Source organism: Alkalibacterium sp. s-m-28, from assembly GCF_054658175.1.
In genome coordinates this window covers 1-17,058 of the sequence record NZ_BAAGIQ010000048.1, presented here as the reverse complement: position 1 = coordinate 17,058, position 17,058 = coordinate 1, and the positions used below count along the sequence as shown (strand labels likewise).

At 44.3% G+C, this 17,058-nt stretch carries 13 protein-coding genes; all 13 read left to right on the top strand.

The annotated features are described in order from the left end of the window. Positions 1–372: 372 nt before the first annotated feature. The 13 genes from ACYQ4S_RS07690 to gatB all read left to right on the top strand — a co-directional run bounded on the left by ACYQ4S_RS07690 (position 373) and on the right by gatB (position 16,927). Entirely contained in the window at positions 373–972 is a 600-nt protein-coding gene (locus tag ACYQ4S_RS07690; protein ID WP_346025332.1) for a glycoside hydrolase family 73 protein, read from the top strand. A 25-nt stretch (positions 973–997) separates the two neighbouring features. Then, on the top strand, positions 998–1,696 hold the full coding sequence (locus tag ACYQ4S_RS07685; RefSeq protein WP_346025333.1) for a beta/alpha barrel domain-containing protein: 699 nt from the start codon (positions 998–1,000) through the stop codon (positions 1,694–1,696). Between the two features lie 18 nt (positions 1,697–1,714). Continuing rightward, positions 1,715–3,778, top strand: coding sequence for a penicillin-binding protein PBP4(5) (gene pbp4 / locus ACYQ4S_RS07680; protein WP_346025334.1), 2,064 nt, complete (start codon positions 1,715–1,717; stop codon positions 3,776–3,778). A 104-nt stretch (positions 3,779–3,882) separates the two neighbouring features. After that, positions 3,883–5,238: a hemolysin family protein gene (locus ACYQ4S_RS07675; protein ID WP_346025335.1), complete on the top strand. Its 1,356-nt coding sequence runs from the start codon at positions 3,883–3,885 to the stop codon at positions 5,236–5,238. 365 nt (positions 5,239–5,603) lie between these two features. After that, a complete protein-coding gene (locus ACYQ4S_RS07670) occupies positions 5,604–6,179 on the top strand; it encodes a DUF2179 domain-containing protein (protein WP_346025336.1) in 576 nt (191 codons plus the stop codon). Positions 6,180–6,197: 18 nt separating this feature from the next. Continuing rightward, complete coding sequence (locus ACYQ4S_RS07665) at positions 6,198–7,316, top strand: ATP-grasp domain-containing protein (RefSeq protein ID WP_346025337.1); 1,119 nt, start codon at positions 6,198–6,200, stop codon at positions 7,314–7,316. 12 nt (positions 7,317–7,328) lie between these two features. After that, positions 7,329–7,976 (top strand): GntR family transcriptional regulator, encoded by a 648-nt coding sequence (locus tag ACYQ4S_RS07660; protein WP_459770391.1) that lies wholly within the window; start codon positions 7,329–7,331, stop codon positions 7,974–7,976. Positions 7,977–8,157: 181 nt separating this feature from the next. Beyond that, entirely contained in the window at positions 8,158–10,410 is a 2,253-nt protein-coding gene (gene pcrA / locus ACYQ4S_RS07655; RefSeq protein ID WP_459770390.1) for a DNA helicase PcrA, read from the top strand. 36 nt (positions 10,411–10,446) lie between these two features. Then, entirely contained in the window at positions 10,447–12,465 is a 2,019-nt protein-coding gene (ligA, locus tag ACYQ4S_RS07650) for an NAD-dependent DNA ligase LigA (RefSeq protein WP_459770388.1), read from the top strand. Positions 12,466–12,487: 22 nt separating this feature from the next. Then, positions 12,488–13,684 (top strand): CamS family sex pheromone protein, encoded by a 1,197-nt coding sequence (locus tag ACYQ4S_RS07645; RefSeq protein ID WP_459770386.1) that lies wholly within the window; start codon positions 12,488–12,490, stop codon positions 13,682–13,684. A gap of 34 nt (positions 13,685–13,718) precedes the next feature. After that, the gene (gene gatC / locus ACYQ4S_RS07640; RefSeq protein WP_459770385.1) at positions 13,719–14,024 is read left to right on the top strand and encodes an Asp-tRNA(Asn)/Glu-tRNA(Gln) amidotransferase subunit GatC; all 306 of its coding nucleotides are present in this window, start codon (positions 13,719–13,721) and stop codon (positions 14,022–14,024) included. Then, positions 14,024–15,490, top strand: a complete 1,467-nt coding sequence (gene gatA, locus ACYQ4S_RS07635) for an Asp-tRNA(Asn)/Glu-tRNA(Gln) amidotransferase subunit GatA (RefSeq protein WP_459770383.1) — start codon at positions 14,024–14,026, stop codon at positions 15,488–15,490. The genes gatC and gatA overlap by 1 nt, the downstream gene beginning before the upstream one ends. A gap of 3 nt (positions 15,491–15,493) precedes the next feature. Further along, positions 15,494–16,927 carry an Asp-tRNA(Asn)/Glu-tRNA(Gln) amidotransferase subunit GatB gene (gene gatB, locus ACYQ4S_RS07630; protein ID WP_459770381.1) on the top strand — a complete coding sequence of 478 codons (1,434 nt, stop codon included), beginning with the start codon at positions 15,494–15,496 and terminating at the stop codon, positions 16,925–16,927. The last annotated feature ends 131 nt before the right edge of the window (positions 16,928–17,058 follow it).

Here is a 17,058-nt window from a genome sequence, read left to right as displayed (position 1 = left end):
GAGATACAGAGTGTTGGTCTGTTCTCGCTGATTATGTAGGCAAAAACCAAAAGTCAAGTAATAAGCATAAAAATGTGAAAAAATTTAAAAAAAGAAAATAAGTGGAGGGAAAACTCAAAAGAGAAAATCCTAAATCCACTTATATAGAGCATCTATAGTTTCCTAGGTGTCTCTTCATTTAATGAGGAGGATAATCTTCTGCACTTACTATCGACTTAAAACAACTTATGGTAAAATAAACTGGAAGTATTGAGGGGACGAGTATTGGCAGTAAATTTGATACAAGCCTAACTCACGACGTGATGGCCACTTATGTATTCGATTGCTGAAAAACAGGATCTGGAAGCAGAATGAGATAAAGGAGAAGCGATTGTGGTAAAGAAAAAAAGTAAACGCAAGCGAACCAGTTTGCTTCAACGGTCGGTTCTGATCATTCTGACCTTTACAGGCACTCTAGCCATACTGGCTTCTTCGATCGATAGCAGTCAGACTGATGAACAGAGCGAAGGATTTGCTGGAGACAGAACAGAGTTTATTCAAACAGTGGCAGCATATGCTGTGCCTCTGCAGGAAACTCACGGGATCTGGCCCAGTATCACCATTGCTCAGGCCATAGTTGAATCAAACTGGGGACAAAGCGGACTGGCTTTAAACGAACAGAATTATTTCGGTATCAAAGGGTCTTCAAGCCAGCCAGCTTATGCCACACTTGAGTATGAAGATGACTGGGTAGAAATCCAGGCCTCATTCAGAAGTTACGACTCACTTCAGGAATCAGTGGAGGATTACGCGGAACTTATTGCCGGGGGTACAAACTGGAACCCGGATCTCTACAGGCCTGTGATCGAAGCAGACACATACAGAGAAGCTGCATATGCGCTGAAAAAATCAGGGTATGCGACCGATCCGACCTATCCTGACAAACTGATAGAAATTGTCGAATTATACAATCTTGATCAGTATGATCGTTAAAATTATATAGTAAAGAGGGAATACTATGACAGACAAAAAATATCCGCAAGTTCGTACGCACTTATTCAAAGATTATATCGCAGTACCGGAAGTCATCAGAAAATCGAGCGGTATCCTGATCAACGGGAAACGATTCAAGGCTCTGATGTTCACTACAGACATTGCCCTGATCATGAACAACGATGCTGATGCGATCATGGCAGTCTATCCGTTTACACCGCATCCTGCGATTATTGAAGCTATTACATCTGTTTCAACCATACCCGTCATGGCAGGCATAGCCGGTGGAACCACCCAAGGGATCCGATCAGCTAATATGGCTCTCTTTGCCGAGTCTCATGGATGTAAAGCGGTCGTCATCAATGCTCCGACACCGACTGATACGATTGAGAAAATCAACGAAGTGATCGACATTCCAATCATACTTACAGTTGTATCTGAGTATACGGACATTGAAGAGAAAATCAAGGCTGGAGTGGACATCATCAATGTATCCGGTGCGTCAAAAACAAGCAAGATAGTAAGAAAATTAAGAGAAGCTTATCCGGACATTCCGATCATTGCGACAGGCGGTCCGACAAATGAAAGTATCCTCGAAACCATCGATGCCGGAGCTAATGCAATAACCTATACGCCACCATCAAATGGTGAGCTGTTCAGCCGCAAGATGATGGATTACAGAGAAAGAGAAAAAGACCGATTTGAAGAAGAAAAACTAATCTGATTTGAAGGAGTTGCTGAGTTGAATAATAGCAGAAGAACACCAAAGAACAGGAATACCAGACGATCGATCTGGATTGCAGTCGGAACCGTTATGGCTGTCGGAGGATGGATCGTCTATACAAACTGGCGAGAAGAGCAGCGGGCGATACAGCGTCAGGAAGACGTGGAGGCTGCAGTCGACTCTTACCTGACAGCAAAAACAGCATCCGACTTTGATACTTTTGTTTCCACATTATCAATTCAATCGGTATCTGAATCTGATTATACTGAAGAAGAACTTGCCGAGCGCTATGAAACGATTTTTCAGGGGATCGGTGCAAATGATCTGGCTGTTATGGATCAGGAGATTCTCCTAGATGAAGAAGCAGATCAGTATAGACTGACTTACACGCTTCGCATGGACACCGTCTTAGGGCGTCTGGATGACTTGAGATATGAGACAGTCATTCAGGAAACGGAAGACGACATAACACTTGAGTGGGCCCCCTCGCTTATACTGCCCGGCATGGAAGAAGGGGACAGCGTACGTGTGTCCTTTACAGAACCTGATAGAGGATCGATCTATGACCGGCATGGCAATCTTCTTGCTGGAGAAGGAGATGCCTATCAGGCTGGCTTGTATCCGGCATCTCTTGGAGAAGGGGACCAGCGAGCGACTAATCTCGACATAATCAGCGAGACATTCGATGTCAGTGTCGACCATCTTGAGAACCTGCTGAATCAGGCATGGGTGACAGATGAAAGTCTAGTGCCGTTCACAGTAGTTGAGGAAGGTGAGACTCCGGAAGTGACTGGGGTAAGGTATCAGCGTACCAGTGAAAGAGTCTATCCTTTAAATGAAGCAGCTGCGCACCTCGTTGGCTATATCGGTGAAGTGACGGCTGAAGACATTCAGGAAGATCCGACCCTGGCATCCGGACAGATCGTAGGGAAAGCCGGCCTTGAAGCCGTCTTTGACTCTCAGCTCAGAGGACATACTGGAGGCAAGATTTCAATAGTAGATACCAGTGACGAAGTAAAAGAAGTCATCATAGAAAACGAGCGACAAAATGGACAGTCCGTTCGTCTGACAATAGACAGTGATGTTCAAAGAGACCTCTTCGATTCATTTGAGAATGAACCGGGTGCAGGAGCGGTTATGCATCCATTGACAGGTGAGCTGCTGGCTCTAGTCAGTGCACCATCATACAGTCCGCAGTCCTTCACGAGAGGTATTTCTGCTGAAGAATATTCTGGCTACATGGATGATGAAAATACTCCTTTTGTAAATCGCTATACAAGTCGATACGCTCCCGGATCGACCTTTAAAATCCTGTCCTCTCTTATTCTTCTGGATGACGGCGGAATCGATCCTGATGAAACAAACCGGATCGAAGGCCTGCAGTGGTCACCTGATCTTCCAGGTTTTGGAAATCACAGCATTACGAGAGTCAGTGAAAGTGTGAGCGATGTCGACCTCGCAACAGCTCTAATTTATTCTGATAACATTTACTTTGCCATGGAAGCTCTGGATATGGGGGAAGAGGCCTTCACTGAGTCACTAAATCAACTCCCCTTTGGAGATAACCTTGATCTTCCTTTTGACATGACACCAGCACAGTTTGCTAACGATGATACCATTGACGGTGAAACGCTTCTTGCTGACACAGCATATGGACAGGGACAAGTCCTGATGAACCTCATTCATCAGCTGGTATTCTATTCACCGGTCGTCAACAACGGGCGGCTGACCTATCCGACAGTTCTGTTAAATGAACAGAGAGAAAATAGTGATCAGCTGTTCACTGATGAATCTGTCAGTATTGTAAGGGATGGTCTGATAGAGAGTGTAATGCATCCTAATGGAACAGCTCGTGGACTTCAGAATGTGAGCCACTCTACAGGAGCAAAAACAGGGACAGCAGAAGTCGCTGGAGAAGAAGGAAACGATACAAACGGCTTTTTATATGTGTTTGATGCAGATGATCAGACCTACTCGTTCGTTGGTTTTCTTGAAGGACAGAGAAGTGGAGATGTCATTGACCGGTTTGACACATTCCTTGATAATCTCAAACCCTCTATATCAGATTATGCCGTCAATTAAGGCAGTTTCGTGACAAGATGAAATACTTGTTGTATCCCTGATGTGTATATGATATATTGACTGTGTTTTTTGTATGAAAGGTTTTTAATAACAAAGGAGAAGTTATGAATAGTGACCCTTGGAGTATACAGCCCTTTATTGGGCCAATAATAATCATCATCAGTCTGATTGCAGTTCACGGCATACTGTCTGCAGCTGAAATAGCAATTGTTTCGATCAATCCCAATAAAATGATTGAGCGTTCTTTAGAAGGCAATAAAAAAGCAAATCGCGTCCTTAAAATACTGGATCAGGCGGATGCTTTTCTGACTACTATTCAGGTGGGCCTGATGCTCTCATCTTTACTGATCAGTGGAGCAGCTGTCTACTTTGTGAGTCTGATTTTCACAGCAGCAGATTTTCCATTTACTGAGAATCTGGCTACTGGAGTCCTGTTCAGTTCTCTGATCATGACTCCAATCGTTATTCTTCTGGGAGACAAGCTGCCAAAAGCGATTGCTGCTCAGAATCCTGACCAGACAGCCATGGCACTATCGGGTATGGTCTATGTCCTGCGTACAGTGACGCGACCTGTTGTATGGGTGATGGATCTTAGCTTGAGAGGCCTTAAACGCTTCCTGCCGATTAACTTCAAAATGAACGAGAAAGCTATCACCAGAGACGAATTCCGATCATTTCTTGAACACAGTCATCAGCATGAAGTCATCGATATTGATGAGTTTTCAATGCTGAAGGGTGTTCTGTCACTGGATAATAAAATCGCCCGCGAGGTAATGGTGCCAAGAACGGATGCATTCATGCTTGATTATGATGATCCGAACGAGGAGAATATTCAGAAAATGCTTGAAACCCCTCATTCGCGGGTCCCGTTGTACTTTGAAGACAAAGACAACATATTGGGTATCGTTCACGTCAAGAATCTGCTTAAGGAATCGAAAAACCAGCCCCTCTATTCGATCGACTTAAAGTCCATCAGTAACGAGCCGCTGTTTGTTCCTGAAACGATTTACATTGACGATCTTATTTTTCAGATGAAACGCACACAGAATCAGATGGCAATATTGAACGATGAATATGGTGGTGTTGTCGGGATCGTTACTCTTGAAGATCTGCTGGAAGAAATCGTTGGAGAAATTGATGATGAGTATGATGAGTCAAACAATTTAATTGAAGAAATAGACGAGATTCATTATAGTGTAGATGGAGCTACACCACTTGATGAATTTAATGAGTTCTTTGACACTACCATCGACTCTGAGGATGTAGACACGATTGCAGGATATTTCATCACAGAGTACGGCAGTATTCCAGATGAAGAAGAGTCGGCTTATATCGAAGTACAGCAGCTCCGTCTGACTGTAGATAAGATGGAAGGATCAAGGATCAGTAGTCTGATCATTGAAAAATTAACTGAAACAGAAGATGCTCAACATTCAAATGGAGCAGAAGAAGAGTCATAAGGGGATCGTTCACCTGTACTCTTTGAAACAGGCTGAGACAGATTCGCTGTCTTGGCCTCTATTCTTATTAATTTGTAAAGGTTAAGATTAATTGCGTGTCTAGCTTAAAGTGCCAGCCTCTCGAGAAAAAGATAAATTAACCCATTGGGCAGGAAGCTCTTCTGCCGGATACTCTGTCTCTACGCATTGGAAATGCTAGAGTCACAGCAATTCGGGGTTAAATTTCATCTACTCGCTATCGCTCGGTTGATCTCAAGTATATCTGTAAGAGCTGAAGCTCGAACAGATACTAAGGTATTTTCTTTTCGAGGCTGAACGGCACTCGAAGCTTTTCTTATTATCACAAGCAGAAAGGGAATCGATTAGTGGGATTAAATTGGGGAATACTTGCAGCAATATTTATCATCAATGTCGTATATGTCACTTTAAGCACGGTGAGACTGATGCTGACAATGAAAGGGTGCCAGTCAGTGGCTCCTTTCGTAGCCATGATTGAAGTTGCCATATATGTTGTAGGGCTCGGACTAGTGCTGGACAATCTGGATAATGTATTCAATGTCATTGTCTATGCAGTAGGATTCGGAGCTGGTATTTATGCTGGTATGAAAATAGAAGATAAATTGGCTCTAGGCTATATTCTCGTCACGACTATCGTACCTGAGAATGGCTGGGATGTCGCTGAAGAAATTCGCGGGAACGGGTATGGCGTGACGATTTCTCAAGCCTACGGACCTGAAGGCAACCGGTTTGTTCTGGAAATCCTCACTCCGCGTTCCAACGAAAGAGGCTTGTACAAGCTGATTCATGAAATTGAACCGAAGGCGTTTGTTATATCTTACGAACCTAAGTATATCAATGGCGGATTCTGGACAAAACGCATGAAAAATAATAAAGCTCAAGTGAAGAATAATCCACAGGAAAGTCCGTTCGTTGAAGAGTAAGAATTGGAGTGAAGTGACATGAGTAACTGGGTTCGACCGGGAAGTACGATCGGAATAATAGGTGGAGGAAGTGTAGCAAGACTGCTTGCTTTGTCAGCCAAAAAGCTTGGATATACAGTCGGACTGATCGATCCGGATGCAGACTGTCTGGCAAAATCAGCTTCAGACTGGTTTTTGAAAGCTGATTTGAATGATGAGAAAGCACTGCTCGATTTTGCAATGAAAAGCAATGTAGTTATCTATGAATCAGAAATTATCCACAATGATGCAATTAGAAAGATGATGAGAGCTGTTCCGGTGCCTCAAGGTGAAGAGATCCTATCTGTTTCTCAGGATCGGATGCTGCAGAAGGCATTCCTGGAGTCAGCGCGCGTAAATATCGCACCTTATGCTACAATCGTCTCGCTCGATGATATAAGAGAAGCCATCAATGGAATCGGCTTTCCGTGTGTACTTAAAGCAAACAGTGCTGATGAGCGGTTCAAGGATCATCTGATCCTTTATGATGAAAGTGACATTGACTCAGCAGAACCGTTTCTTAAACATGGAACGTGTGTGCTTGAAGCATGGATTCCAGCCGACAAGGAGCTCTGCCTGGGGATCCTCAAAGACAAGGAGGGCAGACTGTCTACTTACCCGGTGTGTGAACTGAGATACGTACGAAATGAATTTAACCATTCAATTGCTCCTGCACGGATAAGTGATGATATTGCAAAAGAAGTTGAACGTATCGGCATAAGTATTGCCGAACAGCTGGACTTCACAGGAGTGATAGCCGTTGAGCTGTTCAGCATTGAAAGTGGCGCACTGTATGTCAATGAAATTGTCGCACACCCACATCGGGGATGCCATTATACATTCAATTACTTGAATTTCTCTCAATACGATGCACACATTAAAGCTGTAACAGGATGGCCGCTGCGAATCGATACCTCAGTTGACCGGGCAATCATCATGCAGTCAGTGAAGCAGAAGCATCTTCAGTCAGCTTATACATTGGCACAAGTCAAGCCGGACTGGCAGTACACATTTTATGATAACAGGGGAAGCTCATCAACTGATGAGTGCGGCCATATAACTATTGAAACTGACAATATAGGAGACACACTAGACACATTAAGAGAATTTGTTGAGTAAGAGGACGGGCTTATGGTACGAAGAAGAAAAGTTGAAGAAAAAGCATATGATTTTATAAAAAATCAGATTACGACCAGCCAGTGGCTTGAGGGACGACAGATCAAGGAACTTGAAATCGCAGATGTACTTGAAGTTAGTCGCACGCCTATCAGGAATGCCTTTTTACGTCTGGAAGAAGAAGGTTTTGTGAGTATTCTTCCTAATAAAGGGGTGTTTGTGGCACAAACTGCTATCGATCTGAAAGGCCTAAAAGATAGACTGTACTATCTGGAGACTTTATTTCAGCATGTCCTGTATAGTATGGAACGAGCTGAAATTGATTTGTCCCGTGTCAGCTTTTCTACACTCACAGAGAAGATGCGAAAGACTATAGAGTTAGAGTCCGAGGAATTTGAGCAGCTGGAGAATCTATTCTGGAAGGCTGTTCTGGAACATCACGACAATATATACATGAACCAGTCGATCCTGCATACCCTTTATTCGATCTATGGAGCAGAGGGGCATGCACGGAACATTTTGAACCAGAGTCGTCAAGTGAAGCTATCCCATTATCAGAACATTTCAGATTTACTTGGAGAAAACAACTATGTCTACGCAAGGAGAGAAGTAAGGATCCTGCTTAACCAGCTTCTGATCAATCTGATTCAGGGCATTGACTAAATGGTTTTACAATACATGAAGAAGCATAAAATCCCTTTAGCCGACATGATTTGCCAGGCAGAGGGATTTTGTGCTGAAAAGGGGCGAACACCACATGACGAAAGTCCAAACTCTATGATAGAGGTGTGGAAAGAGCCCCTGGTTTTCTGTATAATAAGACAATGTATGAAGACTTGAAAGGATGAAGAAAGTGGTACTGCGAGACGATATATTAACAGGTATGAACCCCAAGCAAAAAGAGGCAGTCAAGCATACTGACGGACCTTTACTGATCATGGCAGGAGCAGGATCGGGTAAGACACGAGTACTGACCCACCGCATCTCTTATCTGATTCAGGAAAAAGGCGTCAGTCCATGGAATATCCTGGCTATCACTTTCACGAACAAGGCAGCGTCGGAGATGAAAAGCAGAGTAATCAAGCTGGTCGAGCATGGCGGAAGCGAAGTGTGGGTTTCGACTTTCCATTCGATGTGTGTACGGATTTTAAGAAGAGAAATCGACCGCATCGGCTACAGTTCATCGTTCACGATAGCTGACCCAGCTGAACAGCTCACATTGATGAAGAAAATACTTAAACGACTGAATATCGATCCGAAGAAATACAATCCGAGAGCGATTCTTGGAGAAATAAGCAACGCTAAGAACAAGCTGCAGGATGCAGCAGCATTTAGCAACGAAGCGCACGACTATTTCGGCAAAATAGTTGCTGACTGCTATACTCATTATCAGAGAGAACTGAGACAGTCAGAAACGGTCGACTTTGACGATCTGATCATGCTGACTGTCAGACTGTTCGAGGAGCATAAGGATGTTCTTGAATATTATCAGAGTAAATTCCAGTATATCCACGTGGATGAGTATCAGGATACCAACCATGCTCAGTACAAGCTCGTCAACCTCCTGGCTAGTCGACTGCGTAACTTATGTGTCGTAGGTGATGCGGACCAGAGCATCTACGGCTGGCGTGGAGCGGATATGGAGAATATCATGAACTTTGAACGGGACTACTCGGATGCAAAAGTCGTTCTGCTCGAACAGAACTACCGCTCGACACAGACCATTCTGAAAGCTGCGAACGCAGTCATATCCAACAACTTGAATCGTAAGAAGAAGAACCTCTGGACAGACAATGCCGGTGGAGACAAAGTAGTCTATTACCGAGGCGGAAATGAACACGAAGAATCAAGATACGTCGTTCAGCAGATTCAGAAAGAAATGGAAAGTGACCCGACTAAAGAATACGGGGACTTTGCTGTGCTGTACAGGACAAATGCTCAGTCACGTGTAATGGAAGAAACGCTGATCAAGACGAATATCCCATACAAAATGGTCGGTGGACATAAATTCTATGACCGTAAAGAAATCAAGGACACATTGGCTTACTTGACCCTGATCGCGAACCCTAAAGATAACTTGAGCTTTGCTAGAGTGGTCAACGAACCAAAAAGAGGCATCGGAAATACGACTGTCGACAAGCTGGCAGCTGCTGCGGAAGAAATGGGCTGGAGCCTGTACGATGCTGCGCTCAATGCGACGAGTATCAACTTGCCGGCACGTGCCGCTAAGAAGGTCGAAAGCTTTGCCATGATGATTCAGGATTTCCGCAAAATGTCTGAGTTTCTGTCGATTACAGAACTGACACAAGAAGTGCTGGATAAGTCTGAGTATCTGCCTACTTTGAAGAAAGAGCGGACACTTGAAGCTGAAACACGGGTAGAAAATATTCAGGAATTCCTGACCGTGACTAATCAGTATGACGAATCGGACCAGGAGGAAAAAAGCCTGATCGACTTCCTGACTGACCTGTCACTTATTTCCGATCTTGATAATCTGGAAGAAGAACCGACTAGTGAACTGACATTGATGACTTTACATGCAGCAAAAGGACTTGAATTTCCGATCGTCTTCCTGATCGGGATGGAAGAGGGGCTGTTCCCGCTATCCAGAGCAGAGCTGGAGGAAGAAGAAATGGAAGAAGAGAGACGACTGGCTTATGTCGGTATCACTCGTGCAGAAGAAAAACTTTATCTGACCAATGCATCAACACGTACGCTTTACGGACGTGTCCAGTCAAATAGAGCTTCCCGTTTTCTGGATGAAATCGATGCGGAAGCTGTTGAGCGTGAAGAATCAAACACGATCCGTCCTTTCTCCAATGGAATGTACAAGGGATTTGGAGGCAGTGCCAATGATCCGTTTGCTAAAACTGCAAAACGTGCAAGGCCACCGAAAGTTTCATCGCATCCGACTGGAAACAGCGGAGCTGAAAAACTGGAGTGGACCGTTGGAGACAAGGCGAAGCACAAGGTGTGGGGTGACGGTACCGTTGTGAAGGTCAGCGGAAAAGGAGACGACCTGCAGCTGGATATCGCTTTTCCAGGTATCGGGATCAAGCCGCTTCTGGCCAGTTTTGCTCCGATCGAGAAAGTATAATGTAATATAAATAAAATAAGAGAAAGAAGGATCAGCATGGTGTCTCATGAGAAATTTTTCGACCAGGCCAAGATACGTGTAGATGAACTGGTCAGCAAACTGGATCAGTACAGTCATGAATATTATGTGCTGGATCAGCCAACCATCCCCGATGAGGAATATGATAAGCTGTACCGTGAACTGGTTGAGCTGGAAGAGGCTTACCCGGAACTTATACAGAACAATTCTCCTACTCAAAGGGTAGGTGGAACATTGCTGGAAGGGTTCGAAAAAGTCGCTCACGACACCCCCATGCTCAGTCTTGACAATGCATTTTCAGAAGACGAGCTGATGGCCTTTGACCGGCGTGTCGCTCAACTAGTAGATGCCCCTTATTCTTATCACTGTGAGCTGAAGATCGACGGACTGGCTGTTTCGCTGAAATACGTGAACGGCAAACTTCAGCAGGCAGTTACGCGTGGAGACGGAACTGTGGGTGAAAATGTCACGGCTAATGTACGGACAATAAAATCGATTCCGTTGACACTGAAAAAGCCCCTGACGCTTGAAGCCAGAGGCGAAATCTACATGCCGAAATCATCATTTATTGCATTAAATGAAAAAAGAGAAGAACAGGGCGAGGCTGTCTTTGCCAATCCCCGTAATGCTGCTGCAGGCACATTGAGAAATCTTGACCCGAAAGTTACGGCGTCAAGAAATCTCAGCGTATTTCTTTACGCCCTGACTAACGTATCGGAACAGCCGGTCGACACTCAGGATGCTGCATTAACGATGCTTGACCAGCTCGGCCTGAAGACCAATCCTGAGCGAAAAGTTTTCGATTCGATGGGTGACGTATGGTCATTCATTGAAGATTATCAGGAAAAACGGACATCACTTCCCTATGAAATCGATGGGATCGTGATCAAGGTCAATGAACTGGTCAATCAGGAAAAAGCCGGCTATACAGTTAAAGCCCCACGCTGGGCTATAGCTTATAAATTTCCGGCAGAGGAAGCCCGTACAACGATTCGTGAAGTGGAATGGTCTGTCGGCCGGACTGGAGTCGTGACACCTACAGCAATCATGGATCCGGTTCAGCTGGCAGGGACAACTGTTCAGAGAGCCAGTCTGCACAACATCGATCTCATGATCGAAAAGGATATCAGACTAGGTGACACAGTAGTGGTCAGAAAAGCGGGAGACATCATTCCCGAAGTCATTAAGGTAGATGTGGACGAGAGAAGTGAGGACAGTGAGCCTTATGTCTTTCCAACACAATGTCCGGCCTGTGACAGCGAACTGATGCATCTTGAGGACGAAGTAGCCCTCAGATGTATGAATCCTTCCTGCAGTGCGCAGGCTAAAGAACGACTGAGCCATTTTGTTTCCAGGAATGCTATGAATATAGATGGACTGGGAGAACGAGTGGTAAGTCAGCTTTACGAAAAAGGATTGGTCAAAGACGTAGCCGATTTGTATTATCTTGAAAAAGAAGCACTGCTTGAACTGGACAAAATTGCTGATAAATCAGCGGACAACATGCTTAAAGCCATTGATGCTTCAAGGTCCAATTCACTTGAACGACTGATATTCGGACTCGGAATCAGACATGTCGGATCTAAAGCAGCCCGACTGCTGGCTGAAGAATTTGAATCGATCGATCATCTGAAGGCGGCGTCATTGGAATCCATCAGAGCTATCGAAGGCATCGGTGAAAAAATAGCAGACAGCATCCATTCATTTTTTGAGCTGGAAGAGGCCCAAGAACTGATTGACAAGCTCAAAAAAGCTGAAGTTAACATGACCTATACTGGGGTCAAACGAAAAGAAGTTGAAACAGATTCCATGTTTGCTGATAAAACAGTTGTCATTACAGGAAAGCTGGAACACTTTACACGAAACGAGTTAAAGGAAAAACTGATCGAATTAGGTGCAAAGGTAACTGGCAGTGTATCGAAAAATACAGATTATCTGATTGCTGGAGAAGAGGCTGGAAGCAAGCTGACAAAGGCTGAAAGTCTGGATGTGCCGATTATCGATGAAGCAACAGTAATAGAGGAGATTGAAAAATGAAAAGAAATGAGAGTGGTAGTCAGTGAAAAGTAAACGGCTAATAGGCATGCTGCTGACAAGTGCTTTGTTTCTGTCTGCCTGTGGATTCTTTCCGGATCCTGTCGATCCAAATCAGCCACCTGCTGAAAATGGTGAAATATCTGAAGAAGGTGAAGCTGACGGACAAGATGAAGAGTCATCCATTGTAGAAGTACAGATTGATTCTGAATATTACCGTCCTGTTGTCAGAGAAGACGGAACTTACGCTCCGAGCCAGTCGAGAGGGATTACTCGTCGACTGAATTCCAATTTGAATATGAGAACTTTCGAAAGTGATTTGATGCGTCATGCTCAGCGTTATTTTCCAACGAGTGATCATTTTTTCCAGGAAGGACAATTTATCCCATCCGCAACCATTAACAGCTGGCTGAGAAGACAGGAGCCTGTTGAAGAAGATGAGGATAACGAAGAAACAACAGAAGAAGCAAGTGAAGACCTCGGCTTGAATCCCGAAGACAATTCCGGAGAAGATTCGCAAGAGAGAAATCCCATATATTTAAGTTCTATTCTAGAACATAACTTTTATGAACAAACAGATGAAGGCCTTGAACTGGCCGGCATCAGCATTGGTCTTGCAATGAACTCTGTGGACTACTACGGTGATAATAGAGATCAGGAACAGATTATTCCTCTGGATGAGCTGCTTGAAGAAGGACAGGTCATGGCGGATCAGATCGTTTCTTACTTAAGAGAAATGGAAGATCTGGCAGATGTTCCGATCATGGTAGCTTTATTTGAGCAGTCCAGACGAGACAGCTTAGCACCAGGAACGTATTTCGCCGAAGGATTAAGTGATAGTGGCAGCGTTTCTGTAAACAGCTGGAATCGTATCAATGAAGATCGGCTCGTGTTCCCGCTGGAAGGCATGCAGAGTGCGGAAGGAAACAGTTTTGCTAATTTCCGTTCTGAAGTAGAAGGGTTCTTCCCTAATATCAGCGGAATTACAGGTGTCGGTCACTATATAGAGGAGCAGCTGGTTCATTTAGAGATCAATATCATGACTCAGTTTTATGGGAAAGGTGAAATCATTGCCTTTACTCAATTTGTCAATGAAGCAGCAGTCAATTTTCTGCCAGAAAATGTTCAAGTCGAAATCAGACTGGAATCTTTGAACGGAATGGAAGCTTTTCTCCAGAAAGACAGTGATGACCAGGAATATTACGTAATGATTTTCAATTAAAAACACGCAAATGTGGAAAGAAGGGATGAGCAAGATGGCAATAAACGAAGAAACAGTAAAGCAGGTTGCTAAACTGGCTAAGCTTGAGATTGGAGAAGAGGATATTCTTACATTTACAAAAAAAATGGACAGTATCATCGAAATGGTAGAGCAGCTGGAGGGACTGGATACGGAAGGCATTGAAGGCACGTATTATGGACTGAATCAGCACAACGTCTGGCGTGAAGATAAATCTGAAAACGGGACAGATAGAGAAGACCTGTTTAAAAACGTCAAGACCCATAAAGACGGCTACATTGAAGTGCCGGCAATGTTTGACAACGGAGGGAGTGAAGCTTAATGAATTTTCTGGATTTTACATTAGAAGAACTGCATGACAAACTCGTCAGTAAAGAACTGACAGCGGTCGACCTGGTTGAGGCATCCTATAAGCGTATTGAAGAAACCGACGAGCAAGTCGGTGCATTCCTGGCTCTCAGCAAGGAAGAAGCACTGCAGGCTGCTAGAGAAACAGATGAAAAAGGCATCGATCCGAATAATGTGTTAAGCGGACTGCCAGTTGGGATCAAAGATAACATCTTGACAAAAGGAGTAACCACAACGGCCTCTTCTAAAATGCTGGAAGACTTCGTTCCTATCTATGATGCGACAGCAACTGAAAAACTGAAGGAAGCAGGAATGATCTCAGTCGGGAAACTGAACATGGACGAATTTGCCATGGGCGGATCCACTGAAAACTCTGCATTCAAACTGACGCGTAACCCTTGGGATCTTTCTAAAGTTCCTGGTGGATCATCCGGTGGTTCAGCTGCGGCTGTAGCGGCTGGTCAAGTGCCTGTTTCACTCGGTTCAGATACCGGTGGGTCCGTCCGCGAACCGGCTGCCTTTACTGGACTGGTCGGGGTTAAACCAACATACGGACGTGTCTCTAGATACGGGCTGATTGCTTTCGGTTCAAGTCTGGATCAGATCGGTCCATTTACTAGAACAGTTAAGGATAATGCTCTGGTACTCAACGCAATAAGTGGACATGATCCAAAAGACTCTACATCTTACAGTGGAGAAACACCAGACTTTACTGATGGCATCGATAAAGGTGTAAAAGGTTTGCGTATTGGTGTACCGAAAGAGTACTTCAATGAAGACGCTCAAGAAATTGGTGTAATCGAATCAGTTCGTAAGGCTCTGAAAATTTATGAAGAACTGGGAGCGGAAATTGTTGAAGTCAGTCTGCCTCATTCACGTTATGGTGTTCCGGCCTACTATATCATCGCCTCTTCTGAAGCATCAAGTAACCTGCAACGTTTCGACGGGATCCGTTACGGCTACCGTTCAGAAAATGTCAACTCACTTGAAGACATTTACGTCAAGACCCGTTCAGAAGGATTTGGACCTGAAGTGAAACGTCGGATCATGCTTGGGACATTCTCCTTGAGTTCTGGCTTCTATGATGCGCACTTCAAGAAAGCAGCTCAGGCGAGGACTCTGATCAGAAACGATTTCGATACAGTCTTTAAAGATGTAGACGTGCTTGTAGCACCAACTACGACGACAACTGCATTTGAAATCGGTGGAAAAATAGACGATACACTTGCTATGTACATGTCTGATATTCTGACGGTTCCTGTGAACCTTGCAGGCGTGCCATCACTTTCCATCCCTTGCGGCTTTTCAAATGATATGCCGGTTGGTATGCAGATCATCAGTAAGCATTTTGATGAGCAGATGATGTATCGTGTCGCTTATGCATTTGAGAAAGAAACAGACTTCCACAAGAAAAAACCAGCATTCAAGGGAGGAGAATAAAGAATGAATTTAGAACCCGTAATTGGACTTGAAGTACACGTTGAACTGAAAACTGAATCAAAAATGTTTTCTCCATCCCCGGCTCACTTTGGTGCAGAACCAAATACGAACACAAATGTTATCGACTGGGGACACCCTGGTGTGCTTCCTGTTGTTAACAAAAAAGCAATCGAGTTTGGAATGAAAGCCGCACTCGCTTTGAACTGTGAAATCGCGACCCATACAAAATTTGACCGTAAGAACTATTTTTATCCAGACAATCCTAAGGCTTACCAGATTTCTCAATTTGACCAGCCGATCGGATATGACGGATGGATCGAAATCGAGGTCAAAGGTGAAAAGAAAAAAATCCGTATCGAACGGGTACACCTTGAAGAAGATGCTGGAAAAAACATGCACGGTGAGGACGGTTCATCTTATGTCGATCTGAACCGTCAGGGTACACCTCTGATCGAAATCGTTTCTGAAGCAGATATGCGCTCGCCTGAAGAAGCGTATGCTTACCTGGAGACACTGAAACAGCTGATTCAATTCACTGAAGTATCTGATGTGAAGATGCAGGAAGGATCAATGCGCTGTGATGCGAATATCTCCTTGCGTCCATTCGGTCAGGAAGAATTTGGAACAAAAGCTGAACTGAAGAACCTGAACTCCTTTACTTATGTCAGAAAAGGACTGGACTTTGAAATCAGCCGTCAGGAGAAAATCCTGAATGCGGGTGGTGCATTGGATCAGGAAACCAGACGTTACGATGAGTCAACGGGCAAAACGATCCTCATGCGTACGAAAGAAGGGTCAAGTGACTACCGTTACTTCCCTGAACCGGATATTCCAAATCTGGTCATCAGCGATGAATGGATCGATTCAGTCAGAGCCTCTCTGCCGGAAATGCCAAAAGAAAGACAGGCCCGCTATGTCAAAGAGTTCAATCTGCCTGAATACGATGCGGTTGTCCTGACAGCAACAGTTGAAATGTCCAACTTCTTCCAGAGAACAGTCGATAATGGTGCCGATCCTAAGCAGGCTTCAAACTGGCTGATGGGTGAAGTATCGGCTTACCTGAATAGTGAACAAGTCGAATTACTGGATACAGCTCTTACACCTGAATCACTGGCAGAAATGATCAACCTGATTGCTGACGGGACCATTTCGTCTAAAATTGCCAAGAAAGTCTTTAAAGAGCTTGTCACAAACGGCAGCACAGATGTAAAAGCTTTAGTAGAAGAAAAGGGCTGGGTTCAGTTAAGTGATCCATCTAAACTTCTTCCAATTATTACTGACACACTTGATAAAAATGAACAGTCCATCGAAGACTATAAGAACGGAAAAGACCGTGCATTAGGCTTCCTCGTCGGGCAAGTCATGAAACAGACAAGAGGTCAGGCCAACCCTGGAATGGTCAACAAATTATTGAAACAAGAGCTGGACAAAAGATAGATAGGAGTGAACTAGGAAACTCCAAGGAATAATTGGGGGAATAGCTCTTAAATGAGCATACAATTGATTGGTTTTTACAGCACTATTGGATTTATCTCGTCAAACAGGTTTTGGTTTGATGGTCTAGAAAA